This window comes from Lysobacter sp. GCM10012299, from assembly GCF_042649405.1.
Lineage (GTDB): Bacteria > Pseudomonadota > Gammaproteobacteria > Xanthomonadales > Xanthomonadaceae > Lysobacter_J.
The window spans coordinates 397,670-423,914 of record NZ_JBHRZC010000004.1; the positions used below are offsets into that span (position 1 = coordinate 397,670).

A 26,245-nucleotide genomic window follows, 5' to 3' on the forward strand; every position below is an offset into this window, starting at 1 on the left:
GGACCGGGTTGGAATGGAAACGTGAAACCCTTAACCCCACTTGCCGTTTCCGTGCGTTGGCCATTGCGACCCAACCGGAGACAGCAACATGAAGCGCGCCCACGCCGTCCGCCCCACCCTGTTCATCGCGGTCACGCTCGCGTTGTCCGCCTGCCACACAACGCGCGATTCGGCACAGGCCGAGCGCGACCATTCGTCCGATCAAGCGGCTGCGGCCGGAATCGTCGCCGCGGAAGTCGCCGCTTCAACGGCTGTCGCGAAGGAAGCTGGCACGGCTGATGCCAGGAGCAGGCGTCGCGAAGCTGCCATGAAGGCAGCGATGGCCCCGCCGCCGCCACCGTCCCCACCCGCACCGGCGGCGACGCTGGATGCCGTTGAAGTCACCGGGTCGAGAGTGGCCTATTCGCAGCCAGCGCCGATGCAAGCGCCGCAATCAGGCGCATGGCAACAACCGGCCAACACGGAGCGCTATGCCACCATCACCGACAATCCGGTTCATCGCGCCTCTGAGGAACCGGTGTCGACCTTCTCGGTCGACGTCGACACGGGCAGCTACGCCAACGTGCGGCGCATGCTCAACGAGGGCGTGCGACCGCCGGCCGACGCCGTGCGTGCCGAAGAGTTCATCAACTACTTCGATTACGGCCATCCCGCGCCGGCGACACGCGAGGTCCCGTTCCGGGTGACCACGGAGCTGGCGGTGGCGCCGTGGAATTCGCAACGCCAGCTGCTGATGATCGGCATCAAGGGATACGACGTTTCCAAGGCAACGCTGGCCCCGGCCAACCTGGTGTTCCTGATCGACACGTCCGGTTCGATGGATTCGCCCGACAAGCTGCCGCTGGTCAAGAGTGCGCTGCGGCAGCTGGTGCCGCAGCTGCGCAGCCAGGACCGCGTGTCCATGGTCGTCTACGCCGGTAGCGCCGGGCTGGTGCTGCCGCCGACGCCCGGCGATCGACACGGCGAGATACTGGCGGCACTCGATCGCCTCGAAGCCGGCGGCAGCACCAACGGCGGCGACGGCATCCGCCTCGCCTACGCCATGGCCAGACAGGCGTACATCGCCAATGGCGTGAACCGGGTGATCCTGGCCACCGATGGCGACTTCAACGTCGGCACGGTCGACCAGGGCGCGCTGGAAACGCTGGTCGGCGACCAGCGCAAGCACGGCATCGCACTGAGCACGCTCGGCTTCGGCAGCGGCAACTACAACGACGCGATGGCCGAGCAGCTGGCTGATGTCGGCGACGGCAACCATGCCTACATCGACAGCCTGCGCGAAGCGCGCAAGGTGCTGGTCGAACAGATGAGTTCGACGCTGATGACCATCGCCCGCGACGTCAAGATCCAGATCGAGTTCAATCCGGCCCAGGTCGCGGAGTATCGGCTGATCGGCTACGAGAACCGCGTGCTGCAGCGCGAGGACTTCAACAACGACAAGGTCGATGCCGGCGATATCGGCGCAGGCCACCAGGTGACCGCGCTGTACGAGATCACGCCTGCATCGTCACCCGCGCAACGGGTCGGATCGCTGCGTTATGGCGGCAAGCCAGCGCCAGCGGGCAGCGAGCGGAGCGGCGAGATCGCGCACTTGCGGCTGCGCTACAAGTTGCCCGGCCAGAACTCGCCAGATCAGGGCCGCAGCCGCTTGATCGAGACGCCGGTGCTGGCCTCGCAGCTGGTGCGCACGCCCAGCGAGCCGATGCGCTTCGCCAGCGCGGTCGCAGGATTCGCCGATGCCCTGCGCGGTGGCAGCTGGATGGACGGCTGGAGCCTCGACGCGATGATCCGGACGGCGAACGCCGCCAAGGGTCGTGATCCGAACGGCGAACGCGCCGAGCTGCTGCAACTGATGGAGCTGGCACGGGAACAGATCGGCGGTGACGATGCCCGCATCGGCCTGGGGCAGTAGCGCGACACCTTGCAGGGGCCAGGATGCTGGCCCCTGCATCGCGGTCAGGCGTTCAGTCGCTCGATCATCGGCGCCAGCCATTGCTCGTACGGCGCCCACTTCGGCCGCTCCCGCACCTGGATGCTGTCGCGCACCTGCACCGCACTCGCCGTGACTACCGCGCGCTTGCGCGCACCGATGTCGAGCATCGCCGGCTCGAACGCCAGGCCGCAGAAATCGGCGACACGGCGCAGCTCGCCCTCGGGATCGGCCACCAGCCTGGCGTACTCCACATCGAGGATCCGCCCCGGGAACCGTGCATGCCACTGCGACATCAACCGCTTGTAGAGCCGGTGATAGTCGGCCAGCTCGATCGGATCGTAGCTGTAGGCGTTGGCTTCCGAGAACAGCTCGCGCAGGTTCGAGAAACAGGTCTCGACCGGGTCGCGCACCATGTGCAGGATCTTCGCCTGCGGCAGTGCGTGGGCAATGAAACCGATGTTGAGGAAGTTCGACGGCAGCTTGTCGGTGAAGCAGCGGCGTCCTTCGGCCCGCCACTTCACGCTGCCCAGGTAGCGCTCACCCGCGGCCGCCAGGTCGGCGTCGGCGGCACGCTCGACCAGCGTGCGGTCGACCACGCCACGGCAGTGATGGTCCGTCGCATGGCGCATCGCGCTGGTGAAGTCGTAGAGCTCGCCCAGGCCGCCTACGTCCGGATGGCCGTCGAGCAGTTGTTCCAACAGCGTGGTGCCGGAACGGTGCATGCCGACGATGAAGATCGGCAGCGTGCCGTCGCCCTGCCCCGCACCTACGACCGGCGTGGCTGGCTCGAACTTCGACAGCGCGTCGAACAGGTCGGCCGTGGCAGCGGTGTCGTAGTTCAGTCGCGAGCGCTTGGCGCGGCACCCGAGCATCAATGCATTCCATGCCGCCTCGTGCTGGCCGAGGTCGTCATGCTCCTTGTGCAATGCGAAGGCCAGCAGCGCGACGTCTTCGGCCGCGCGTCCCGGGCGTTTCAGCTCGCGCTCGATCGCGGCGATGTGGTTGGCGTCGGCCGTCTGCTTGCGCACCCACGCCGACAGCCAGTAGCCCTGCGCGATCTCCGGCGCGCGTCGCTGCGCGCGCTCGAGATCCTGTGCGGCCTCACCGAAGCGGCCCAGGTAGGTCAGCACCTGCGCCCGCGCCAGCAGCGTCGGCGGGTAATCCGGGTCGGCGCGCCTGGCTTCGTCGAGGAAGGCGATCGCGCGGCCGGGAAGATTGACGTAGCTCAGCTGCGCGGCCGCGGCGATCAGCAGCGGGATCGGCATGCGCGACATCGGCTTGGCGCGGTCGATCGCGGCCTGCAGCGCCGGCACCTGGTTGAACGTGCGCAGTCGTGGCAGCAGTTCTGCGAGCAACCGGGGATCGGTGGTGCCGGTCGCCGCTGCGGCCATCGCATGGGCCTCGGCACGCCGGTACTGGCCGCGAAGCGAGTTCAGGTAGGACAGCTGTATGAGCGAGTACGGCTCATTGGGACGCAACGCCTGCACCTGTTCGAAGGCGGCGATGGCGCCGTCGAGGTCCTCGTTCTCGGCGAGCGACTCGGCCTTCGAAATCAGCGCCTGCAGCGCGGAAGGAGCAACGTTCGACACGTCAGGCCCCCAACCGATCGCGCAGCGGTTGCAGCTGCCGCTCATAACGCTTCCACGCGCCTACCGAGCGACCGTGGATGCCTTCACGCACCTGGCTGCTGCTTGCAGTCGCCACCGGGGCCTCGTTGCGCGTGATGTCGGACAGGCCGGCCTGCGCCGGCAAACCGATGAACTCGATCAGCTGCGCCGCGACCGTCTCCGGTTCGGCCACCAGTGCCTCGTAGTCGACCACCCGCACGGCGTGAGGCGCCGCATCCTGCCAATGCTGCATCCACTGTTGCGCGTGCAGGCTATGGGCAGCCAGATCGTCCAGGCTGTAGCTGTACGCATAGGCATCGCCCTGGAACAACTCCTTGATGTTGGAGAAGCAGGCGTCCATCGGGTCGCGGCGCAGGCAAAGGATGCGAGCGTGCGGCAGCGCCCGCAGGATCAGCGGGATGTTGAACAGGTTCTGCGGATTCTTGTCGATCACGCACGGCCGGCCCGGGGCGAGCAATCGCATCCGCTGCTGGAACAAGTGGCCGGCAGCGCGTGCATCCACCTGTGCCATGCGTTCCAGGCTGGCCGGCGTGCGATGGAAGAAGTGGTCCGCAGCCTGGCTCATCGCCATCTGGAAATCGTTGCGCTCGCCGAGCGAATCGATCCAACCGTGGTTGCCGAGGATGCGATCGAGCAGCGTCGTCCCGCTGCGCGGCATGCCGACGATGAAAACCGGCATCGGCCGATCGTTCGAAGCCAGCGCCTGCGCGGCCACGGTTTCGGAGGCCGTCGGTACCGGCAGGCGCATCAGCGCCTGCAGGTAGGCCGCTTCGGCGGAGGCGTCATAGGCCAGTCGCTTGCGCATGATCGCCGCGCCCTGCTCCAGCGCCTGCCAGGCCTGGTCGGTCTCGCCTGCCGCGTCCAGCTCGTGGAACAGCGCGTAGAGCAGATGCGCCTGCTCGACGCTGCCAGCAGCGCAACGTGCCAGCGCCTGGCGAATGCGTGGCACGCGCTGCAACGGCGCGCGCGCGCGGGAGTGCGTGGCAAGCGCCCAGTGCGCATCGGCGAGATCGGGAGCCAGCGCAAGCGCCGCTTCGTATGCCTGCTCGGCCCCGGCCATGTCGCCCAGGAAGCGGAGCACGTTTCCGCGGGTGAACGACAGCAGCGGGTGGGCCGGAACGTGGCGCGCGACCGCATCGAGGAACCGCAGCGCGTCCTCATACCGTCCCGCCAGCCACAGGTGCTGGGCCAGCACCGCCGACTGCTGGAGGATGTGCGGATCGGACCAGTCGGCCGACAGGATCACCGAGGCCACTTCCGCCTCCTCGGCGAACTCCAGCAGGCGACCGGTGACATAGCCGGCATTGCGCGTGCTGGCCTTCAGGCGCACCGCGTCGGCGGCGCGCAGGGCATGCTCCCGCGCCGCGCAGTAGCGGTCGCCGAACTGCGCCAGCCGCGACATGCGCAACTGCGCCGGCACGTGGTGCGGTTCCCTGGCCAGCATCTCCTCGTACACGCGTCCTGCGCGATCCCACGCGCCCTCGGCTTCCAGCCGCTGCGCCTGGCCCCACATTTCAGAAAGAACAGCCTGCATAAATCCGCCATCGGAAGAACGCTTCAAGCATAGCCGCAACCGTTGCGCGCACAACGCTCCGGGGCCCGGGGAACACCCTCTTTCCGCAAAAAAAACGGCCGCCTTGCGGCGGCCGTGAGAGAGAAATAGTGGAACTTGAATCTTAGAAGTCGTACTGGACCATGAAGCGGAACTGGCGCGGCGCCTGGAAGGTGCGCGGCAGCAGGAAGGTGTTCAGCGGCGCGCCGGTGGTTGCGTCCTCTGCCACTTCCGTCACCGAGGTGACCTTCTGGTTGTTGAACAGGTTGAAGATGTCCATCTTGAACTGCAGACCCTTCGACCAGCTCGGGAAGTACGCAACGTTCACGTCGAGCGAGTTGGTCCACGGCAGGCGACCGTACGTACCGCGCGGCATGGCTTCGGCCGGACCGGTGACGCCACCGGCTTCCGTGGTACCGCAACGGAAGAACGAGGAGCCGTACGGATGGATGCCGCCGTGGTACGGGTACAGCACGCCGAGGCAGTTGATCGGACGACCGGACTGCACCAGCACGTTGGCACCGACCGACCACTCATCGTTGAACTGATAGTTGCCGAACACCTTCAGGCTGTGGCGACGATCGTTCGGCAGGTAGCCGTAGGAATCAACCGCCAGCTCCTTGTAGTCGAAGTCCTGCGTCACGCTGGTATCGGCCTGGCCGATGTCCGACTTGACGCCACCCTCGGTGTTGCCCTTGTTCCACGACGCCGTGTACGACGCCTGGAAGAAGAACTTGTCCCAGCTGCCGTCCCAGAACAGCTCCAGCGCCTTGTAGCTGCGCTTGGCTTCCGGCGACAGCAGGTCGCCCTGGACCGTGTACTCGGTGAGCGTGCCGTTGTCTTCCAGGTCGGTCAGGAACACCGAATCAGCACCCGGGTTGAACATGCGGCAGTACGGGAAGCCGCTGCTCGGCAGGACCGGATCGAAGCCGTCGGCCAGGGCCTGCTCCATGATCGGGTTGTAATCGCAGTTGTCGTCGATCGCCGCCTTCAGCTTGCGGTAGATACCGCGCGCACCGACGCTCTGGTGCTCGGTGATCTGCTTCTGGAAGCCAAGGATGAACTCGTCCTGGTACATCGGGTCGAGGTTGGTGGCGGCAATCGTCGCCGGGTTCTTCGGCTCGCCGAATTCACCGTTGACGTACGCCACTGCACCGCGCGGCGTCAGGCCGATCGGGGCGCCGGTGGCCGGATCGACGCCGGTGTAGTTGAAGTTCTGGCGGGTGAACAGCGAGGCACTGGCGCCACGCACGGCCACGCTCGGGGTCAGCGGCAACGCGTAGCGGCCGGCGTTACCGTACAGCTTCAGCGTCGAGTCGCCGTTGACGTCCCACGAGAAGCCCAGGCGCGGACCGAACTGGTCCTTGATCTTGACGTAGGTCTGACCAAAGCCGTTGAGGTTCTCGAACGTATCCCAGCGCGCACCGAGGTAGGCGAGGAAGTTGTCGGTGACGTTCCAGTTGTCCTCGACGTACAGCGCGTGCTGCTTGACCTTGACCGTCGAACCCTGGGTCACGATCTGCTCGCGGACGATGTCGAACTCGTCACCGGTGTTGGCGCGACCGTCCGGACCGTTGTTGGTCGAGTAGCGCCAGATGCGGCCGCCTTCGATCGACTGGCCAGCGATGGACTCGTAGTCGTCCGCGTCGTAGCCGAAACCGATCTGGTGGTCGCCGATCTGCCAGTCGCCGTCGATACGCCACGCGTCACGCGTGTCGCCCGAGTCGATGCGGTCGATCGAGGTGCCGGTGATGTTGCACGAGCTGGCGTACACGCCGGTGATGGCGGTGCGGTAGCCCGGACGCGCGTCGGTGATGACCGGGCAGCCGGTTGCCGGCACGTGCAGGTCGCCGCCGTATTCCACGCGCGTGCCATTGGCCGTGATCAGGTGGCGCGAACGCGAGAACTCGCTGTGGCCGTACAGCGCCGACAGCGTGAAGGAGTCGGTCAGGTAGCCGGTGTAGCGGGCGATGTAGTTGTCGCCGCCGGTTTCCAGGTACGACGTACCGATCAGCGCGCCACGCTCAAGCGAACCCAGCGGGTTCAGGTAGTTGGCGCTGGTGGTTTCCTGCTCGTCCGAGAACGCGGTGAACTCGATCTTGTTGGCGTCGTTGATGTTCCAGTCCATCTTCAACAACCAGGTCGGACCGGAGATCTCGTCGGTCGAGTTCTGGCGCGACACGACGCTGTTGTAGATGTCCTGTTCCTGGTTGCTGTACGACACCATGCCCCAGGCGAACAGCTTGTCGGGGATCAGCGCGCCGCCAGCCCAGATGCTGGTGTTGTACGAGCCATCGCTGTCCTTGGAGTTGTCCTGGCGCAGCTTGCCCAGGTCACCCGGGACCAGCGGGTTGGAGTAGTAGGTGTTCTCGACGTCTTCGCGCAGCGCTTCCGGCAGCCAGAACACGTTGGCACCGGCTTCGAACTCGTTGGTACCGCGCTTGGTGACCTGGTTGATCACGCCGCCCAGCGAACGACCGAACTCGGCGCCGTAGCCACCGGTCTTGATCTGCTGCTCTGCCACCGCCTCGAAGGGAATCTTCGAGAAGTTCAGGCCGCGGAACGAGTTGGTGACGTTGAAGCCGTTGACGTAGTACTGGTTCTCGGCGACCGAGGAACCACCGAACGACGCCAGGTTGCCGAACGCGCCGTCGCCGCGGACGGTGCCCGGGGCCAGCAGTGCGACCGAGGTGGCGTCACGCAGCACCGGGATCTTGGCGATCTGGGCGGCGGTCAGGATGGTGGTGGACTCGACCGACGAGACGTCGATCGGGTTCACCGCCTGGGCACCGACGACCACGACGCTGTCGAGGGTGGTGGCCGAGCCACCGCCGGCCGCTGCGAAGTTGACCGGGGTACCGGTACCGACGCTGACGGCGACGCCTTCACGGACGGCGGTCGTGCCGTCGGCACGCTGCAAGGTGATGCGGTACTGGCCGGGCGACAGAGCCGGCACGCGATAGGTGCCATCGCCAGTCACGGTGATTTCGCGGCGGAAGCCCGTTGCCGGGTTCTCGACGACGACGGTCTCCCCAGCCGTCGCCTGACCGAATACGGCACCAGCGGTGGACTGGGCGTGGACGCCAGAAGAGGCGAAGCACACGCCGAGCGCCACGGTAAGCGCGCTGCGCCGCAGATTGCGGTTCATGGATGAACGTTTAGACACATTTCCCCCAAATTCAGCAAATGGAATTGCCCTGTAAGGCCTAGCGACCATGACTTCAGGCATACGGCCCGGTCAACGGTTAACGCATCGTTCACCTTTGTAATTTTTTCATTTTGTGACGTTCGTCACACTTTTAATGCAACCTTCACGCTGGTTTGACAATCCAGCAACTTTTGGTGTGCGGAATCGGCTGAAAGGCCTTGCCGGTGGCCAATTCATGGAACTTTTCATTTGTCTTTGCCGACTTTGGCGGCAACAACCATGCCAAAGCGCCTTCCCTGGCATCGGCCACGGCAAGCGCCGCCCCGGGGCGGGAGCGGTTCAGGTCAGAAAAGAAGGAGCGGCGATCAGCCGCTGACGGCGCGCAGCAGGGTCTGCGTGTGGGCGCGCTCGGCCGGATAGCCGAACAGGTAGCCCTGGCCGTAGGTACAACCCAGTTCGCGCAGGGCGGCGCGCTGGGCCTCGGTCTCGACGCCTTCGCCGATGGTGTGGATGCCCAGGGTGCCGGCCAGGGCCTGGATCGCACGGACCACCGCCACGCTCTCCGGCTGGGCGTCGCCGATCAGCCCGGAGACGAAGCTCTGGTCGATCTTCAGGCACTCGATCGGGAAGCGGTGCAGGTACGACAGCGCCGAGAACCCGGTGCCGAAGTCGTCGAGCTGGGCGAGCACGCCATGGCTGCGCAGGTTGCGCAGCATGCGCAGCGCGCGCGGGACGTCGTCGAGCAGGGCCACCTCGGTGATCTCGATGCGCAGGCGGTGCGGGTCGGCGCCGGCCTGGTCGATCATCCGCAGCAGGCGGTCGGCGAAATCGCCCGAACGGAAATGCCGCGGCGACACATTGACCGAGATGTAGCCCTCGCCGCCCCGGGCCAGCTCTTCCATCACCTGGCCGTAAAGGATCCAGTCGACTTCCTCGATCAGGCCGCTGTCTTCGCCCACGCCGATGAACTCGCTCGGCGTCAGCAGGCCGCGGCGCTCATGGCGCCAGCGCAGCAACGCCTCGTGGCCGATCACGCGGTGGTCGTCCAGGCGCACGATCGGCTGGTAGAACGCGACGAAACCATCGCCGTTGATGGCACGGCGCAGGTCGGCCTCGAGGTCGAGGATGCGGACCGCCTCCTCGCGCATGGCCTCGTCGAACACCGCGCAGCGGTCGCGTCCGGCGGCCTTGGCCCGGTACATGGCGGCGTCGGCGTCGCGCAGCAGCTCGGCGCCGGTGCGGTAGCGCGGATGCCACAGGGCGATACCAAGGCTGGCCGACGGGAACACTTCGCGCCCGGCAATCCAGCACGGTTCGCCGAGTGCGCGCAGCACGCGCTGGGCCAGTTCCTCGGCGACCTCGGGGCCGTCGATGTCCTCGATCAGGATGGCGTACTCGTCGCCGCCCAGTCGCGCGACGGTGTCGTCCTCGCGGACGGCTTCCACGATCCGGCGCCCGGCCTCGACCAGCAGTTCGTCGCCGGCGGAATGGCCGACGCTGTCGTTGACCAGCTTGAACCGGTCCAGGTCCAGGAACAGCACCGCGAACGTGGTCTGCTGCTCGCCGCGCGCCCGCGCGATGGCCTGGGCCAGGCGGTCGAGCAGCTGGCTGCGGTTGGGCAGTCCGGTCAGCGCGTCGTGCATCGCCTGGTGGGTCAGCTGCTGCTCCACGCGCAGGCGCTCGCCGATCTGCGACAGCAGCTCGGTGTTGGCCTGGGCCAGTTCGCGCGTGCGCGAATCGACTCGCTGCTCCAGCTCGGCGTGCGCCGAGACCAGGCGATCCTGCGCCTGCTTGCGTGCCAGGCCGATGCTGATGTGGTGGGCGACGAAGGTCAGCAGTTCCTGGTCGCGGACGCTGAAGTTGATCGCCGGCGAATAGCTCTGCACGGTGATCACGCCGACCACCGTCTCGTTGTGGAACAGCGGCACGCCGAGCCAGCAATGCGCGAGCGAGCCGCGGCTGCGCACCAGTCCCTGCGATTCCAGCGCGGCGATGCGCTTGCGGTCGGCCAGCAACGCGCGCCCTCGGGCGATCACGTATTCGGTCAGGCCGGAGGCGAGCTTGCGGGCGACGCGATTGGCGTCGCGTTCGTCGATCGAGTACGGGAACTCCAGGCCTTCGCCGTCGTCGGAAACGAGCGCGATGTAGAAGTTGCGCGCGTACAGCAGGTCGCTGACGACGTCGTGGACCTGGGTGTAGAAGCGCTCCAGCGTCTCCGAGGTGATCGACAGTTCGGCGATGCGGAACAACGCCCGCTGCAATCGCTCAGCGCGCTGCCGCTCGATGATTTCGGCCTGCAGGTCACGGTTGCTCAGCTGCAGTGCCTGGGTGCGTTCCTCGACGCGGCGTTCAAGCTCTTCGCGGGCGTGGAAGCGGTCGAGCGCGGTGAGGATGTGCTGGGCGACGAACGACAGCAGTGCCCGCTCCTCTTCGCCGTAGACGTCCGGACGGTCGTAGCTCTGCACCACGATCGCGCCGCAGATGCGGTCTTCGCGGCGCATCGGCACGCCCAGCCAGTCCTCGCTGTCGGGGCCATGGCGGGCATCGCGGGCGACGCCGAGGCGGTCGCGGATCAGCTCCGACGGACCCTGCAGCGGCTCGCCATGGCGCAGCAGCGCCACGGTCACGCTGTTGGGCATGTCGTCGATGGCGATGTCGCGCTCGGGTTCGGCGACGTAGGTGTCGACCTGGTCGGCGAAGTACAGGAAGCGCAGGCTGTCGCGGACATCGTCGTACAGCACGATGTAGAGGTTGGCCGCGTACATCAGCCCGGCGACGACGGTGTGGATCCGCCGCAGCATGTCGGCCAGCTCGAGGTCGGAACCGGCGAGGTCGGCGATCTCGAACAGCGCCTGCTGCAGGCGTTCGGACTTCTCCAGCGATTCGGCGCGGGCCAGCGTGCGCAGCGCGACCAGGTGCGAGACGACCACGCGCTGGGCCATGGTCAGCCACATCTGCCGCACTTCGCCGGAGATCGGCGCGGGCAGTTGCACGGCGATGGCCACGCGAACGCCCTCGGCGGTGGTCCAGGCAATCTCGATGCGGTGCGAATGGTGGCCGATCGGGCTGCGCTGCAGCAGCACCTCGGCGCGGCTGGCCAGCGCGCTGGTGGCGCCCGGCGAGGCCGAACCGGCGGCGACCCCGGTGTTGGGGTCGCGCCAGAGCACGGCGACCTCGGAACCCGCCGGCAGCGCCTGCTGCAGGGTGTCGGCCAGCGAATCGCGACCGTAGCCGGCATCGACGATTCGGACGGCCTTTGGCCTGCTGCGGTTGGACACTGCGGATGGGGCCCCTGGTCGGACGCCGAAGGATAGCGCGCCTCCGGCCAACCGTGGATCAACCCCGTCGCGAACTGCGATCCGTTCATCCGATATGGACCTGGCCCTGCAACTCATGCCGGCGACGCCTCGTGGCTTCCCGTCGGCGCCTCCAGCCCGTACCCTGCCGCGGATGAACGCGGCCGAGGATCCGAGCGACGACCTGTTGATGCTGGCCTGGACCGGCGGGGACACGGCTGCGTTCGAAACCCTCTACGCCCGCCACCGCGGCCCGCTGTACCGCTTCCTGCTGCGCCAGCTGCGCGACAGCGCCCTCGCCGACGAGTTCTTCCAGGACGTCTGGCAGCGGGTCATCGCCGCACGCCAGGGCTGGAAGCCGGACGCCGCGTTCAGGACCTGGCTGTTCCGCATCGCCCACAATCGGCTCAATGACCACTGGCGCGGCCTCAAGCACCGCCCGGCGGCTCCGGAGGACGGCGACGAGCGCGCCGCACGCGTGCCCGACCCGAGCACGCCCGAGCGGGAACTGTCCGAATTCGAACAGCGCCGGCGCCTGCAACTGGCGATCGCGGCGCTGCCCGAGGAGCAGCGCGAAGTGGTGCTGTTGCGCCTGGAGCAGGAACTGAGCCTGGAGGACATCGGCGAAATCACCGGCGTCGGCCGGGAAACCGTCAAATCGCGGCTGCGCTACGCGATGGACAAGCTGCGCGCCGGACTGAGCGATGCGCCCGGCGAGCTGAGCGACTGACCCATGAGCCATCCTTTCGACGAACCGTTGACCCCGCAGGAACGTGCCATGGCCGACCGGCTGGCGCGACTGGGGCCGCACGACGGTCCTTCGCCGGCGCTGGACGCGAAGATCCTCGCCGCCGCGCACGCCGCCGTCGCGCCGCGACGCAACCGGCGCTGGCTGGCGCTCAGCGGCATCCCGGCGACGCTGGTCACCGGCGCCGGCATGGCGGCGGTACTCGCGTTGGCCGTGGGCGTGGTCTGGCAGCTGCGCCCGTCTGCCCCCGCCCCGCGCGCGCCGCGCGGCGAAGGCGATGACTTTGGCTATGTCACCGCCGAGGTGATCAAGCGCGCCGAGCCGACTGCCGCGGTAGCGCCCCCGCCGCCCCCGGCCGAGGCGGCCGCGACCGCGCGCGCCGTGCCGGCGCCGTCCGCCAGGCGCGACGTCGCGCCGTCGCGCGCGGAGGCCATGACGGCAAAGCAGCCGGCAGCGCCAGCGCAGGACCACTACCTTGACGAGGCGGTCGATCCCGCGCACGCCCACCCTGCTCAGACTGCTGCCGCGCCGGCCGGGCGAAGCGATGCCGAGCCCCGCGCCTTCTCTTATTCCGAGCCGGCGGCGCCCGCCCCCGCTGCCGCCATGCCCGCTCCTGCCGCCGCACCGGCCGTCGCCGCCGAAGGCGAGCAACGTCAGCGAGCAGCTGCGGAGGCAGATGCAGCGGCCAGGAGCAAGGCGGTGGCCAATGACGCGGCGAAGCAGGCCAGGGCGAGCGAACTGCGTTCGCAAGCCGCAGCGGTTACAGCCGCAGAAGCAGGCGGCGTCGCCACCGACGCGGCAGCCTCCGACAGCACCCTCGACCGCGTTGAAGTCACCGGCAGCAGGGTCCGCATGACCGAACAGCCGGTGCGCAACGATCGCGAGCTCACTCCGGACCAGTGGCTGCAGCGCATCCGCGAGCGTCGCGACGGCGGCGACCTCGATGGCGCCCGCCAGAGCCTGGCGCTGTTCCGCAAGGCCAATCCGCGCCTGCGCCTGCCCGACGACCTGCGCGCCCTCGCCGACTCGGCGCGATGACCCTGGCCACGCTGGCGGAACCGGCTTCGTTCGAACTCGAGGTCAAGCACAGCCGCTTCATCGTCCATGCCGCGCCGGTGACGGCGCCGCAGGCTGCGCTCGACTTCATCGCGCAGGTGGGGGATCCGGATGCCACGCACAACTGCTGGGCCTACCGGATCGGCAGCGAGTACCGCTTCAACGACGACGGCGAACCGGTGGGCACCGCCGGACGCCCGATCCTCGCCGCCATCGACGGCCAGGGCCTGGACCAGGTCGTGGCGGTGGTGACGCGCTGGTACGGCGGCATCAAGCTCGGCGCCGGCGGCCTGGTCCGCGCCTACGGCGGCAGCGCGGCCGAATGCCTGCGCGTGGCGCCAAGGCGCGTGCTGGTGGTCCATGTCCGCATCGAGCTCGACCATGCCTTCGAAGACACCGGCGCGGTCCACGCCGCCATCGCAGCCCACGGCGCGGAGAAACTCGAGGAACACTTCGACGCGCAGGGCGCACGCCTGCTGTTGCGCCTACCCTCTGCCGAGCTGCCACCCTTGAAAGTGCGGCTTCGCGACGCCACACGTGACCGGGTGCGCCTCGGCGACGAACTCCCTGACATGTGAGTGACCTGATCGCCTTGAACGCCATCGATGCCACCCAGACCAAAGCGCCCGTCGGCAACCTGCGTACGCTGTGGCCGTTCGTGCGCCAGCACCGGATCCTGTTCGTGGCCTGGCTGGTCGCATTGGCGGCATCGAGCACCGCGACGCTGATCTTCCCCAAGGCCTTCGGCACGATGATCGACCAGGCCTTCACCCAGGGCGGCGGCGCGATCGACCGCGCTTTCACGCTGCTGTTCGCCGTCGCGGTCGCCCTGGCGCTGGCCACCGCCGCGCGCTTCTACTTCGTGTCCCTGCTGGGCGAACGCGTCGTCGCCGACCTGCGCCAGCGCCTGTATGCCCACCTGATCGGCCTGGATGCCGGCTTCCACGACCGCAACCGCAGCGGCGAGCTGGTGTCGCGCCTGACCGCTGACGCCGAGCTGCTGCGCAGCGTGGTCGGCTCGAGCATGTCGGTGGCACTGCGCAGTTCGGTGACGGTACTGGGCAGCATCGCGATGCTGTTCGTCACCAGCCCGCGCCTGGCCGCCTTCGCCCTGGTCGGCATCCCGCTCGCGGTGCTGCCGATCGTGGTCGGCGGGCGGCGCCTGAAGAAGATCTCGCGGACGAGCCAGGACCGCATTGCCGACGCCAATGCGTTGGCCAACGAAACCCTCGGCGCGGTGCGCACGGTGCAGGCGCATGCGCGCGAGCCCTATGAGCAGGGCCGCTTCGGCAGTGCGGTGAAGACCGCGGTCGATACCGCGCGCCGGCGCATCCAGGCGCAGGCCTGGGTCACCGCGATCGCGATCATGCTGGTGTTCGGCGCGATCACGCTGGTGCTGTGGTCGGGTGCCCACGATGTGCTGGCTGGCCGCATGAGCGCCGGCACGCTCGGACAGTTCGTGCTGTACGCGCTGTTGTGCGGCGGCTCGGTCGGCGCGCTGGCCGAGGTCTGGAACGAACTGCAACGCGCCGCCGGTGGCATGGGCCGGATCAGCGAACTGCTGGTCGAGGAAACCGCGGTCGCCTCGCCGCCGCAGCCGACCGCACTGCCGGTTCCGCTGCAGGGTGCGATCCACTTCGACGACGTCACCTTCCACTACCCGCAGCGTCCCGATGCTGCCGCACTCGAAGGCTTCAGCCTGAGCGTGCGCCCGGGCGAGACCGTGGCACTGGTCGGGCCTTCGGGCGCCGGCAAGAGCACGGTGTTCTCGATGCTGCTGCGTTTCCATGATCCGCAGTCCGGGCAGGTCCGCATCGATGGCATCGACATCCGCCAGCTCGCATTGCCCGACCTGCGCGAAGCGATCGCGCTGGTGCCGCAACAGCCGACCATCTTCGCCAGCAGCGCGCGCGAGAACATCCGTTACGGCCGCCTCGACGCCGACGATGCCCAGGTAGAGCGCGCCGTGGCCGCGGCACATGCATCCGACTTCGTCGCCGCCATGCCCAGCGGCCTGGACACCGAGCTGGGAGAGCGTGGCGCGCGCCTGTCCGGTGGTCAGCAGCAGCGCATCGCCATCGCCCGCGCCCTGCTCAAGGACGCACCAATCCTGCTGCTGGACGAGGCCACCAGCGCCCTCGACGCACAGAGCGAACGCGCGGTGCAGAAGGCGCTGGAAACATTGATGGAAGGACGCACGACGCTGGTCATCGCCCATCGCCTGGCGACGGTGCTCAAGGCCGATCGCATCGTGGTCATGGACCACGGCCGCATCGTCGCCGAAGGGACGCACGCCCAGTTGCTGGCCCAGGACGGCCTGTACGCGGAACTGGCGCGGCTGCAATTCCTGGATTGAGCCGCGCGTGATGTTGGCGACGCTCCGGCGTCACCACCTTTGAGACGATTCTCATTGGCTTCGCGCTCCCGTGCACGCACCCTCCCATGGGTGTCGAATCACGCAAGGAGCCCCGATGACCAGATCACACGCGGCCGTACACGCGGCCGGACACGCCGCCGAACACGCTGCTGTTTTGGCGATGGGCATCGCAGAGCCGCCACCGGATGCAGCGAAAGCGCCGGCGGACTATTCGCATATCGCGTCGCGCGACATCGCGCTGCAGCTGGTCGAACAAGGCATGCTGTTCGAGATCACGCTGTTTCCCGAAGAACTGGGGGGCAACCGCGAACCGCATAACCTCATCTACGTGCCCCCGGGCATCCCGGAGATCATGGACCTGGTGACGGAAACGCTGCTGTCGCTGCGCAACGAAGGGCTGATCGACCGGCTCAGCTTCGACGTCGATTACAAGGGCAACAGCTTCGTACCCAGCAGCATCAACGTCCGCGCCACGCACAGCATCAAGAGCCGCAGCTTCGAACCGCGCATCGGGGTCTGGTAACCGGACGCCACGACTTCGTAGCCCGGGCAGGTTCCAGGGGCCGATCCTCGCTCGGCCTCCGTGTATGCCCCGCCTGCCCGGGCTACGCTCCGTCCGCCGGCCAGGCGCGTGCGATCAGCGCCCCGAAATCGAAATCGCGCGACAGCGTGCCCAGCGCATTGCCGTGGTCGCCGCCGATCCGGCTGCAACAAAAAGGTTCCGCCATCGGACTGCCGTTGCGCAGCAGCAGGCTGGCCTGCAGCGCCAGCGCCAGTGCCTCCACCCAACGCCGGGCCTCCACCTGGGGCACCTCGGCCTCGCCAACGAGCACCGGCCGCAGCTCTTTCAGCTCCGCATCGAAGTCCGGGTCCAGGTGCCGGGCCGCCTCGAGCTCGGCCAGCAGGGCCTGCCCGGTCTGCGGCTCGCGCTGCAGCGCGCGCAGCACATCGAGGCACTGGATGTTGCCGCTGCCTTCCCAGATCGAATTGAGCGGCGCCTGCCGGTACAGGCGCGGCAGTATCGACTCCTCGACGTAACCTGCACCGCCCAGGCACTCCTGGGCTTCGTTGACGAAGGCCGGCGCGCGCTTGCAGATCCAGTACTTGCCGATCGCGGTGGCGATTCGCGCGAACGCTGCCTCACCCGGATCATGCGCGGAGCGGTCGACCGCACGGGCGACGCGCATCGACAGCGTGACGGCTGCTTCCGCCTCGATGGCCAGGTCGGCCAGGACATTGCGCATCAGCGCGTGCTCGGCCAGGCGCACGCCGAAGGTCCGGCGGTGGTGCGTGTGGTGCATCGCCTGCGCCAGCGCCATGCGCATTTCCGCGGCGGCACCGAGCATGCAGTCCAGTCGCGTCAGCATCACCATCTCGATGATGGTCGCCACGCCCCGACCCTCGTCACCGATCCGCCAGGCCCAGGCATCGGCGAACTCCACTTCCGACGACGCATTGGACCAGTCGCCGAGCTTGTCCTTGAGTCGCATCAGTCGAAACGCATTCTTGCCACCGTCCGGCCGCCAGCGCGGCAACAGGAAGCAGCTCAACCCGGCCGGCGCCTGTGCCAGCACCAGGAAACCATCGGACATCGGTGCCGAGAAGAACCACTTGTGGCCGACCAGCGAGTACTCGCCCTCCGCGGCCAGCGGCGTGGCGCGCGTGGTATTGGCGCGCACATCGCTGCCACCCTGCTTCTCGGTCATGCCCATTCCCAGCGTCACCCCGAGCTTGTGCCCGATGCCGACGTCGCGCGGGTCGTAGTACGGCGAGATCGCCTTGCCGGCCCATTCGTGGAGGGCCGGCGCATGCCGCAGCACCGGGATGGCGGCGTGGGTCATGGTCAGCGGGCAACTGCTGCCCGGCTCGACCTGATGGTGCAGGTAGCTCAGTGCCGCACGGGCGACATGCGCGCCAGGGCGCGGCTGCGACCACGACAACCCGGCAACCCCGTGCTCGATGCCCGCCTGCATGATGCGGTGGTAATTGGGATGGAACTCGACCAGGTCGATGCGCTGGCCGAATCGGTCGTGCGTGCGCAGGCGCGGACGGTCGCGGTGGGCATCGAAACTGAGCCGGTACAGCTCGTCACCGGCCAGCGCGCCATACGTCGCAAGCGCATCGGTGAAATCCCCACCGCCCTCGCGCACGACCGCCTCGCAAAGCGCGCTGTCATCGCGCCACAGGTCACGCGGCCCGAACTCCGGCGGCTGGTTCTCGACCAGGTGCGTGGCAAACGGCGGCAGCGGTGGCATCTGCGACTCCGGCACGGGCATGGGGTGATTCTAGGCCGGTGGCCATGAAGCAACGTCCATGGATCCCCGCCTTCGCGGGGATGACGGGCTGAAGCCAAAAAAAAGGCCCCGCAATGCGGGGCCTCCCAAGCCGATATTGCCGGGCTTGCGTCAGATCACGCCACAGGCGTGATGTTCGACGCTTGCGCGCCCTTCGGACCCTGCGTCAGCTCGTAGCTGACGCGCTGGCCTTCCTGCAGGCTGCGGAAGCCCTTGGCGTTGATCGCAGAGAAATGCGCGAACACATCTGCGCTGCCGTCCTCGGGCGAAATGAACCCGAAGCCCTTGGCGTCGTTGAACCATTTCACGGTGCCGTACTGCATGTCCTTATCAACCTCATGCTGGATGCGTTGTCGCGCAGGGTCCGACAGCCGGGCCCACGCGCCGGTCGAGTATGCAAACTGAACGCCGGCTTGACAATCACCCCCGCCCAGAACGATCGAGCAGGGCCGCCAGCAACGCCGGCAAACCGGCCGACGCGACCGCCACATTGTCGAGCACATCCTGCAGGGTGATGACCTCGTCCGGGTCCGGCCCCGCCCCCGCCGCCCAGTTGGCGACGATGGCCAAACAGGCGTAATCCAGGCCCAATTCGCGCGCCAGGCCGGCCTCGGGCATGCCCGTCATGCCGACCAGGTCGCAGCCGTCCCGGCGCATCCGCGCGATCTCGGCACGGGTTTCCAGGCGCGGACCCTGGGTCGCCCCGTAGCAACCTTCGGCGACCAGATCGACACCCGCCCGCGCCGCCGCCGCGATCACGTCCTGCCTCAACGCGCGCGTGTACGGCTCGCCGAAGTCGACATGCAGGACCTCGGACCCCTCTTCTTCACAAATCGTTGACACCCGCCCCCAGGTGTAATCGATCAGCTGGTCGGGGCATGCCAGCACGCACGGCCCGAAACGATCGCCGATGCCACCGACGGTATTGAGCGCCAGCACCCGCTGCGCGCCGAGCGACTGCAGCGCGGCCAGGTTGGCGCGGTAATTGATCTTGTGCGGCGGCAGCGAATGGCCTTCGCCGTGCCGGGCGAGGAAGGCCACGCGATGACCGTCGAGCGTGCCGAGCCGGATCGGCCCGGACGGATCGCCGAAGCGCGTCGACGGCTGCAGCGTTTCCACGTCCTTCAGCGCGGCCAGCTTGTACAGGCCGGTGCCGCCGATGACGGCCAGGGCAATGCCACTCATCAGCTCAGTCCTTCAGTGCGTAGATCGCCGGCAGGTTGCGGCCCTGCTCGTGGTAGTCCATGCCATAGCCGAACACGTAACGGTCCGGCACTTCGACACCGACGTAGTCGGCATGAAGCCCCGGCACGCAGCGGTCGTGCACCTTCACCGCCAGCGCGGCGATGCGCACGTCCTTGGCGCCCTGCTCCAGGCACCAGGCGCGGATCGCGGCCAAGGTGTGTCCCTCGTCGAGAATGTCGTCGGCCAGCAGCACGCGGCGACCCTGCAGCGGCGTCGCCGGGCGATGCTTCCAGGTCAGCTCGCCACCGGAGGTCGCACCGCGATAGCGGGTGGCATGCAGGTAGTCGAATTCCAGGTCGAGCCCGAGTGCGCCGACTTCCATCGCCAGTTGCGCGGCGAACGGCAGGCCGCCGTGCATGATCGTCAGGTACACCGGCACGTCGTCGTCGCCGTAATCGGCGCGGATCGGCGCGGCCATGCGCTTGATGGCCTGTTCGAGCGTGGCCCGGTCGATCAGCAGGTCGGAATTGGCCAGTGCGGCGGCCAGGTCGTTGTTCTTGGTTGCGGTCGTGCTCATCAGGCCAGGCCCTCCAGGCGGCTGCGCGCCGACCCATGACGGCTGTCGGCCAGCAAGCCATCCCAGCCCATCGCGCCGCGGCCGATCAGGCCGGTCAGCGCCATCGTGTTGAGCGCGCGTCCCTTCACCGCTTCCAGCGATTCCTCGACCAGCTGCGGGTGGCACACCAGCACCACGTCGCAACCGGCGTCGTAGTGGGCATCGATGCGCGCCTTGACGCCGCCCACCGAGAACGCCGCCTTCATGCCGATGTCGTCGCTGAAGACGACGCCGCGAAAGCCCATCTCGCTGCGCAACACGTCGTTGATCCAGAACTTCGAATAGCCCGCCGGCTCCGGCGCCACGGCCGGGTACTTCACGTGCGCCATCATCACCGCGTCGGCCTTGGCCTCGATGCCGGCGACGAAGGGAATCAGATCGGTGGCGCGCAATTCGTCGAGCGGACGCGGATCGACCGCATCGTCGAAATGGGTATCGGCCTGCACCGAGCCGTGGCCCGGGAAATGCTTGAGCGTGGCGGCCATGCCGGCAGCGTGCATGCCGCGCACGTAGGCGCGGGTGAATTCGGCGACCACGGCCGGATCCTCGGAGAACGCGCGATTGCCGATCGCCAGGTTGCCGCGGCCGAGGTCGACCACCGGCGCGAAACTCAGGTCGACACCACTGGCCTGCACTTCGGTCGCCATCAACCAGGCGTGTTCTTCGGCCAGTTTCAATGCGGCCTCGCGGTCTTCGGCATACAGCTTGCCGAAGCCCTGCAACGGCGGCAGGGCGCTGTAGCCTTCGCGGAAGCGCTGCACGCGTCCGCCTTCCTGGTCGACGCAGATCAACTGCGGACGCGTGGCCGCGGCGCGGATTGCCGCCGACAGCTCGGCGACCTGGTCACGCGAAGCGAAGTTGCGGGTAAACAGGATCACGCCGGCGCAAGCGTCGTGCTGCAGCCAGTCGCGCTCCTGCGCGGTAAGTTCGGTGCCGGCGACGCCGATCACGAGCATGCGGAAAACTCCAGGAACATTGGGGGCGATGCCAGGGGGCCACGCCAAGGGCGCGGCCCCGCATTGTCGCGCAGATGGCCGGCCGCGGCAGCCCCGCGGACTGGCGGGCCGGGCCTGTTTTGGCTGGCTGGTTCAGCCGATCAGGCCGCCGGCGCGATGCCGATGCGGGCGAAGGCATCGCGGAAGACTTCCGGCGTCTGTGCGCCCTGCACCGCCAGGCGACCATCGAGGACGAACGTCGGCACGGCCTGGATGCCGAGCGCGCGCGCCTGGCCCAACTGGGCGCGTACTTCGGCCAGTCCTTCATCGGAATCGAGCATCGCGCGCACTCGCTGTTCCGGCAGGCCGCCCGCGGCGCCGGCATCGACCAGCGTCTGCGTGTCGGCCAGGTTGCGGCCTTCGGCGAAATGGGCGCGGAACAGCGCCTCGCCAACCTTGTCGGCATCGCCTTCCTGCCCGGCCAGCCAGACCAGCCGATGCGCCTTGAGCGTGTTGACCCGCACCTGGCCGCGATCGAAGTCGAACGGCAGGCCCTCGGCGCGGCCAGCCGCCTGGGTCTGCCCGAGGATCTGCTCCGTGCGCTCGGCGCCGCCGAACTTGCGTTCGTACGCCTCGCGCAGCGGGACCGGCGTCTCATCGGACTCGGGGTCGAGCTGGAACGCGTGCCAGTGGATGTCGGCGTTCTGCCCGGCCTCGCCCAACTGTGCCAGCGCCGTGCGCAGGCGGTGCTTGCCGATCCAGCACCAGGGGCAGACCACGTCGGACCAGATATCGATGCGCAGGGGTTTGCTGTTCATCGTGCGTAGATGGGGGCCTCAGTGCGTCGATGCAACCGCGCCGGAGCGCTCGCCCTCGCTCCACTGCGAGTAAGGACGCGTGGCGAGCGCAAGGTTGTAGTAGCGCAGCGCGTCGGTCACTTCTGCGCCGATCCATTCGGGCTTGACGAACGCTTCGTCCGCCGACGACAGCTCGATCTCGGCCACCACCAGCCCGGCGTTGTCACCGAGGAACTCGTCGACTTCCCACAGGTGGCCTTCGTGCTCGACGTAATGGCGACGCTTGTCGACCAGGCCACCGACGCACAGCGCCAGCAGGCCGCGCGCGTCGTCGACCGGGATCGCGTAGTCGAACTCCTGGCGGGTGTGGCCCAGCTCGCGCGACTTGAGGTTGAGGAAGGCCTCGTCGCCGGCGATGCGCACGCGCACCGACGCCTTCATCGCGCCGCTGTCCATTGCGGCCTGGTCGTTGATGTACCCCTGCGCCATCGGCACGACTTCGCGCGCCGCGGCGCGCCAGCCATCACCGGTGACCAGGAACTTGCGTTCGATTTCGATACCCATGGAAAACTCCTTCGCTCAGCCCGGCTCGAACATCGCGATCGATTCCACGTGCGCGGTGTGCGGGAACATGTCCATCACGCCCGCGGCGCGCAGTTTCCAGCCGCGTTCGTTGACCAGGTAGCCGGCGTCGCGCGCCAGCGAGGCCGGGTGGCAGCTGACATAGACGATGCGCCCGAACTGTTTCAGCGGAAGCTGCGCCAGCACCGCATCCGCGCCAGAGCGCGGCGGGTCGAGCAGCAGCTTGTCGAAGCCCTGCTTCATCCACGACTCGCCGCTGAGGTCCTTGGCCAGGTCGGCGGCATGGAAGTCCGCGTTGGCGATGCCGTTGTGGGCGGCGTTCTCGCGCGCGCGGCGGACCAGCCCGGCCTCGCCTTCCACGCCGACCACCTCGCGCACCTGGCGCGCCAGCGGCAGGGTGAAGTTGCCCAGGCCGGCGAACAGGTCGAGCACGCGGTCGCCCGGCTGCGGCTGCAGCAGGTCGATCGCGTGCTGGATCATCTTGCCGTTGAGCCCGGCATTGACCTGGATGAAGTCGAGCGGGCGGAACAGGAACTCCAGGTTCCACTGCTCCAGGCTGAAGGCAAGCCTGGGTTCGGCCGGCCACAACGGGTGCACGCTGTCGACGCCGGCCGGTTGCAGGAAGATCGCGAAGCCGTGCGCCTTGCCGAAGGCGACGAGGGCGTCCTTGTCGGCATCAGTCAGCGGCACCAGGTGGCGGATCGTCAACGCGATGCCGCTGAAGTCCGGCGCCGGATCGCCGGCGATGAACTCGATCTGCGGAATCTCGCGCCGTGCCTGCAGGCCGTCGACCAGTGCGGCGAGCGCGCCGATGCTTTCGCCGATCTGCGGGATCACCGTATGGCATTCGCGCAGGTCGGCGACGAAACGCGGATCGGTTTCGCGGAAGCCGACCAGGGTCTTGTCCTTCTTCTCGACGCGGCGCACCGAGAACCGGCCCTTGCGGCGGTAGCCCCAGGACGCGTCGGTCAATGGGCTGAGCATGCGCTCGGGCGTGACGTGGCCGATGCGCTCGAAGTTCTCCATCAGCACGTTCTGCTTGGCGAGGATCTGCTTGTCCTCGGCATAGTGCTGCAGGGCGCAGCCGCTGCAGGTGCCGAAATGCGGGCAGCGCGGTTCGACGCGCTCGGGCGCGGACTCGAGCACGTCGACCGTGCGGGCTTCATCGAAACTGCGGTGGCGACCGGTCTGCGCGGCCATGACGCGCTCGCCCGGCAAGGCACCGGCGACGAACACGGCCTTGCCATCGGGCCGACGGGCTACGCCGCGGCCGTCGTGGGTGAGTCCGGTGATGTGTACTTCGAAGGGGGTCTGATCTATGCGGGCCACAGCGGCTGGCGTGAACGCGAAGCTAGGGGGCCGGCTATTGTCGCAGATAGCGCGGCCCTGCCCCTTCGCCCCTTACTTCTGCTTCCAGCCGCCGCCGGCGTCCTGCACCCACCAGCCCGGGCGGGCGCTGTCCATCCACTGGCGCGCGAACACCGCGCGGATCTGCTGCTCCCACTCGGGATGGTTGTTGGCCACCGCGATCTCGCGGTAGACGGCCTTGGCGTCGCGGCCCTGCTCGGCGACGGCCTGGTTCACGGCGACGCGATCGGGCAGCGCGATCTTGGACGCATCACGGACGCTGATCGTGCCGTCGTTGGCGAAGCCGAGCGCGCCGGATTCGAAATGCGCGCGCAGCTGGCTGTCGAAGCGCGAGGCCATGCGCGACTGGATCGCCTGGATCGCCGGTGTCTTGATGTTGATGTCCGGCTGGTCCTGCGCCTGGGCCGTGCCGATGCCGACCACCGACAGCCAGTCGATGCGCAGTGCCAGCGCATCGGACCGGTGCGAAGGCAGCGATGCACTCTGCCCACCGGGCTTGTCCTGCGGCTTGGGCTGCGGCTGCTGCGCCTCGTCGCCGATGACCTTCTCGACGAACTCCTTCGCCGCTTCCTTGGCTTCGGCAGCCGGGAAGTAGACGTTGATCGTGACGCAGGCCGTCAACATCACGGCGGCGACCGGTACCCCCATCCAACGGCGCATGTCTGTTCTCCTTTTGAGCGTGGGCTAACCTTACTCGAAGACCGGTTTGACGTCGCCGCTGCTGGCCGCAACCAGGCGCTCGAGCAACGTCGGCCAATCGACGCGACGGTTGAAACCGACCACGCTCAAGCGCGGCAGGCCGGAACCTTCGACGATAATAAATCCCGGGCCGGCTGAACCCAGCCCCTCCATTTCGCAGACCTCGTCGACCAGCCGACAGGCGATGCCGATCTGGCGATAGCCGAAGTCGTCGAAAAAGCCGATCAGCTGCGCCTGCAGGCCACTGACGAACGAGGCATCACTGACGCTCGACAGGTCCTGCACCGCGCGCTGGCTGACGCGCTGGCGCACGCCGGCGGCCTTGGCGGCCGCGGCGTCGGTCTGCAGGTAGGAGGTGAATGCCACCGGCTGCCAGTCGACCAGTCGCAGGTCGGCGATGCGGCCGTCGAGCTTGCCGGTGATCGCGCCGAAGCCAAGCACGCCGGTCAGCGATTCCAGGTCGATGTCGTCGAAGGCGATGTCGGACGACAGGGTCGGCGCGACACCGAACGGGCGCTCCATCGCCAGCGACGACACCTGCACCGTGCCGCCGAACAGCTGCATCGCCAGGCCGCCTTCGAAGTCGAGGCGGTCGTCGGCATAGCGCGCTTCCGGAATATGGCCGGTCAACTGGCCGGTGAACGCTGGCCAGCCCAGCGCCGTCGAGAGCTGGGCGACATCGAGTTGCTCCAGCTCGAGGCCGAAACGGATTTCCAGCCCGGTGCCTGCCGAGGGCGGCTTGATCTGCAGGTGGTCGAAGCCGGCGCGTCCGCCCAGCAGCGGCATCGACACCGGCTGGCGCAGCTGCAGCACGCCGTCGGCGCTGCGCAGCGGCAAGGTTGCGGCACCGAAGGCGAGACCGTGCAGCGCGCCGCCGCTCCAGCGCAACTCGCTCTCCAGCGTTCGGGTGGATGAAAAACGCACGTCGCCTTCCAGGCCATCGAAGCGGAACCGCCCGCGCGGATCGTCGATCGTGGCCGACGCAACAGTGAAGTCGGCTTCGCGCAGCTCGCCACGATCGATCCGCAGGCGGGCATCGGCCGCGCCGCCGAGCTGCAGTTCGCCCAGCCCGGCCATGCCGAGGAAACCGGTGAGGTAGCCGTCGCGCAGCGGCGCCAGGTTGCCGCTGTGCGCGCGCAGGTCCAGCGTGCGCAGGTTCAATTGCGGATCAAGTGCGGCACTGGCATCGACGCGCAGGATGCCGGGATCGTTCCAGGCCAGTCGCGGCAGTTGCCAGCCCTCGCCTGCGTTTTGCACTGCCTGCACCGACAGATCGACGTGGCGCTTTTGCAGTGACAGGTAAGCATTGCCGAACAGCATCTCGCCGCCATGCAGCTGGCCCTCGATGCCGACCCGCGTGGTCGCGGCGATGTCGGCATCGATGTCGACCTGCGCGCCGATGTTCTCGCCGGCGATGGTGCCGTCGGCGGTGTCGAAGGCCATCGACTGCAACTGCAACGGGCCGCTGACGTGCAGCGGCGCCTTCGCCGGCGCGATGACATCGAGTCGCCCCGTGGCGGTTCCGGCATTGAGTCGCCCCTGTGACCAAGCCTGTGCCAGCAGTGCCTGGGCCCAGGCCACGGGCACGCGGGTGAGGTCGATGCGGGTCAGGTCCGGCGTGGCGCTGAGGCGCTGCAGTGCGAGCGTTCCACCGCCCTGACCGAGCCGGGCATCGATACGGTCGGAGTCGAGGTCCAATGCCAGCCGCAGCGGCCGGCCGTTGCCGCTTCTCACGTCGCCTTCGCAGCGCCAGCGGTCACGGTCGCGCGACAACGGGCAGCGCCAGGTGAGGTTGCGGTAGCGATAGCCCAGGTCCGGTGCTTCGACCCGACCCGCGCGCAACTCCAGCAAGCCCTGCGGCGACCCGGCCGGCCACTCCAGCCGGACCTGCACGTCGCTCATCGTCGCGACCGCCATCGCCACCCGGGCGATGCGTGCCTGTGCCGTGCGCGCGTGCGCGATGCCCGTGGCCAGCAACGGCACGGTCAACAGGCAGCCCAGCAGCAGGCGTAAGATCGCTCGCGACATCCG

20 protein-coding genes are annotated in these 26,245 nt (G+C 68.1%); 6 read left to right on the plus strand and 14 right to left on the minus strand.

Annotation, left to right across the window (positions count from 1 at the left end):
* Positions 1–88: 88 nt before the first annotated feature.
* The gene (locus ACFOPO_RS12930) at positions 89–1,912 is read left to right on the plus strand and encodes a von Willebrand factor type A domain-containing protein (protein WP_386703617.1); all 1,824 of its coding nucleotides are present in this window, start codon (positions 89–91) and stop codon (positions 1,910–1,912) included.
* Positions 1,913–1,956: 44 nt separating this feature from the next.
* Here ACFOPO_RS12930 and ACFOPO_RS12935 read toward each other — a convergent pair whose 3' ends face one another.
* The 4 genes from ACFOPO_RS12935 to ACFOPO_RS12950 all read right to left on the minus strand — a co-directional run bounded on the left by ACFOPO_RS12935 (position 1,957) and on the right by ACFOPO_RS12950 (position 11,539).
* A complete protein-coding gene (locus tag ACFOPO_RS12935; RefSeq protein WP_386703618.1) occupies positions 1,957–3,522 on the minus strand; it encodes a tetratricopeptide repeat-containing sulfotransferase family protein in 1,566 nt (521 codons plus the stop codon).
* A 1-nt stretch (position 3,523) separates the two neighbouring features.
* Positions 3,524–5,095 (minus strand): sulfotransferase, encoded by a 1,572-nt coding sequence (locus ACFOPO_RS12940; protein WP_386703619.1) that lies wholly within the window; start codon positions 5,093–5,095, stop codon positions 3,524–3,526.
* A 142-nt stretch (positions 5,096–5,237) separates the two neighbouring features.
* On the minus strand, positions 5,238–8,261 hold the full coding sequence (locus tag ACFOPO_RS12945; protein WP_386703620.1) for a TonB-dependent receptor domain-containing protein: 3,024 nt from the start codon (positions 8,259–8,261) through the stop codon (positions 5,238–5,240).
* A 365-nt stretch (positions 8,262–8,626) separates the two neighbouring features.
* Positions 8,627–11,539 (minus strand): EAL domain-containing protein, encoded by a 2,913-nt coding sequence (locus tag ACFOPO_RS12950; RefSeq protein WP_386703621.1) that lies wholly within the window; start codon positions 11,537–11,539, stop codon positions 8,627–8,629.
* A 172-nt stretch (positions 11,540–11,711) separates the two neighbouring features.
* On the opposite strand from ACFOPO_RS12950, the gene ACFOPO_RS12955 reads away from it, so the two are divergent.
* The 5 genes from ACFOPO_RS12955 (at position 11,712) to ACFOPO_RS12975 (ending at position 16,261) form a co-directional block, all read left to right on the plus strand.
* Complete coding sequence (locus ACFOPO_RS12955; protein WP_386703622.1) at positions 11,712–12,287, plus strand: RNA polymerase sigma factor; 576 nt, start codon at positions 11,712–11,714, stop codon at positions 12,285–12,287.
* A gap of 3 nt (positions 12,288–12,290) precedes the next feature.
* Complete coding sequence (locus ACFOPO_RS12960; protein WP_386703623.1) at positions 12,291–13,343, plus strand: hypothetical protein; 1,053 nt, start codon at positions 12,291–12,293, stop codon at positions 13,341–13,343.
* The gene (locus ACFOPO_RS12965; RefSeq protein ID WP_386703624.1) at positions 13,340–13,939 is read left to right on the plus strand and encodes an IMPACT family protein; all 600 of its coding nucleotides are present in this window, start codon (positions 13,340–13,342) and stop codon (positions 13,937–13,939) included. The genes ACFOPO_RS12960 and ACFOPO_RS12965 overlap by 4 nt, the downstream gene beginning before the upstream one ends.
* Before the next feature lie 8 nt (positions 13,940–13,947).
* A complete protein-coding gene (locus ACFOPO_RS12970; RefSeq protein ID WP_386703881.1) occupies positions 13,948–15,717 on the plus strand; it encodes an ABC transporter transmembrane domain-containing protein in 1,770 nt (589 codons plus the stop codon).
* A 115-nt stretch (positions 15,718–15,832) separates the two neighbouring features.
* Positions 15,833–16,261, plus strand: a complete 429-nt coding sequence (locus ACFOPO_RS12975) for a hypothetical protein (protein WP_386703625.1) — start codon at positions 15,833–15,835, stop codon at positions 16,259–16,261.
* Between the two features lie 82 nt (positions 16,262–16,343).
* Here ACFOPO_RS12975 and ACFOPO_RS12980 read toward each other — a convergent pair whose 3' ends face one another.
* The 10 genes from ACFOPO_RS12980 to ACFOPO_RS13025 all read right to left on the minus strand — a co-directional run bounded on the left by ACFOPO_RS12980 (position 16,344) and on the right by ACFOPO_RS13025 (position 26,242).
* Positions 16,344–18,014 carry an acyl-CoA dehydrogenase family protein gene (locus ACFOPO_RS12980; RefSeq protein WP_386703626.1) on the minus strand — a complete coding sequence of 557 codons (1,671 nt, stop codon included), beginning with the start codon at positions 18,012–18,014 and terminating at the stop codon, positions 16,344–16,346.
* Positions 18,015–18,148: 134 nt separating this feature from the next.
* A complete protein-coding gene (locus ACFOPO_RS12985) occupies positions 18,149–18,355 on the minus strand; it encodes a cold-shock protein (RefSeq protein ID WP_158733706.1) in 207 nt (68 codons plus the stop codon).
* A gap of 97 nt (positions 18,356–18,452) precedes the next feature.
* A complete protein-coding gene (locus ACFOPO_RS12990; protein WP_386703627.1) occupies positions 18,453–19,217 on the minus strand; it encodes an S-methyl-5'-thioinosine phosphorylase in 765 nt (254 codons plus the stop codon).
* 4 nt (positions 19,218–19,221) lie between these two features.
* Positions 19,222–19,794: a hypoxanthine-guanine phosphoribosyltransferase gene (locus tag ACFOPO_RS12995; protein WP_386703628.1), complete on the minus strand. Its 573-nt coding sequence runs from the start codon at positions 19,792–19,794 to the stop codon at positions 19,222–19,224.
* Positions 19,794–20,789: a beta-N-acetylhexosaminidase gene (gene nagZ, locus ACFOPO_RS13000; RefSeq protein WP_386703629.1), complete on the minus strand. Its 996-nt coding sequence runs from the start codon at positions 20,787–20,789 to the stop codon at positions 19,794–19,796. Before nagZ ends, ACFOPO_RS12995 begins: the two co-directional genes overlap by 1 nt.
* Positions 20,790–20,929: 140 nt before the next feature.
* Entirely contained in the window at positions 20,930–21,571 is a 642-nt protein-coding gene (locus ACFOPO_RS13005; protein ID WP_386703882.1) for a DsbA family oxidoreductase, read from the minus strand.
* Positions 21,572–21,604: 33 nt separating this feature from the next.
* Positions 21,605–22,129 (minus strand): CYTH domain-containing protein, encoded by a 525-nt coding sequence (locus ACFOPO_RS13010; protein WP_386703630.1) that lies wholly within the window; start codon positions 22,127–22,129, stop codon positions 21,605–21,607.
* Positions 22,130–22,144: 15 nt separating this feature from the next.
* Complete coding sequence (gene rlmD / locus ACFOPO_RS13015) at positions 22,145–23,476, minus strand: 23S rRNA (uracil(1939)-C(5))-methyltransferase RlmD (RefSeq protein WP_386703631.1); 1,332 nt, start codon at positions 23,474–23,476, stop codon at positions 22,145–22,147.
* A gap of 72 nt (positions 23,477–23,548) precedes the next feature.
* Positions 23,549–24,175 (minus strand): DUF1318 domain-containing protein, encoded by a 627-nt coding sequence (locus tag ACFOPO_RS13020; protein ID WP_386703632.1) that lies wholly within the window; start codon positions 24,173–24,175, stop codon positions 23,549–23,551.
* 30 nt (positions 24,176–24,205) lie between these two features.
* Positions 24,206–26,242 (minus strand): hypothetical protein, encoded by a 2,037-nt coding sequence (locus ACFOPO_RS13025; protein WP_386703633.1) that lies wholly within the window; start codon positions 26,240–26,242, stop codon positions 24,206–24,208.
* Between the last annotated feature and the right edge of the window lie 3 nt (positions 26,243–26,245).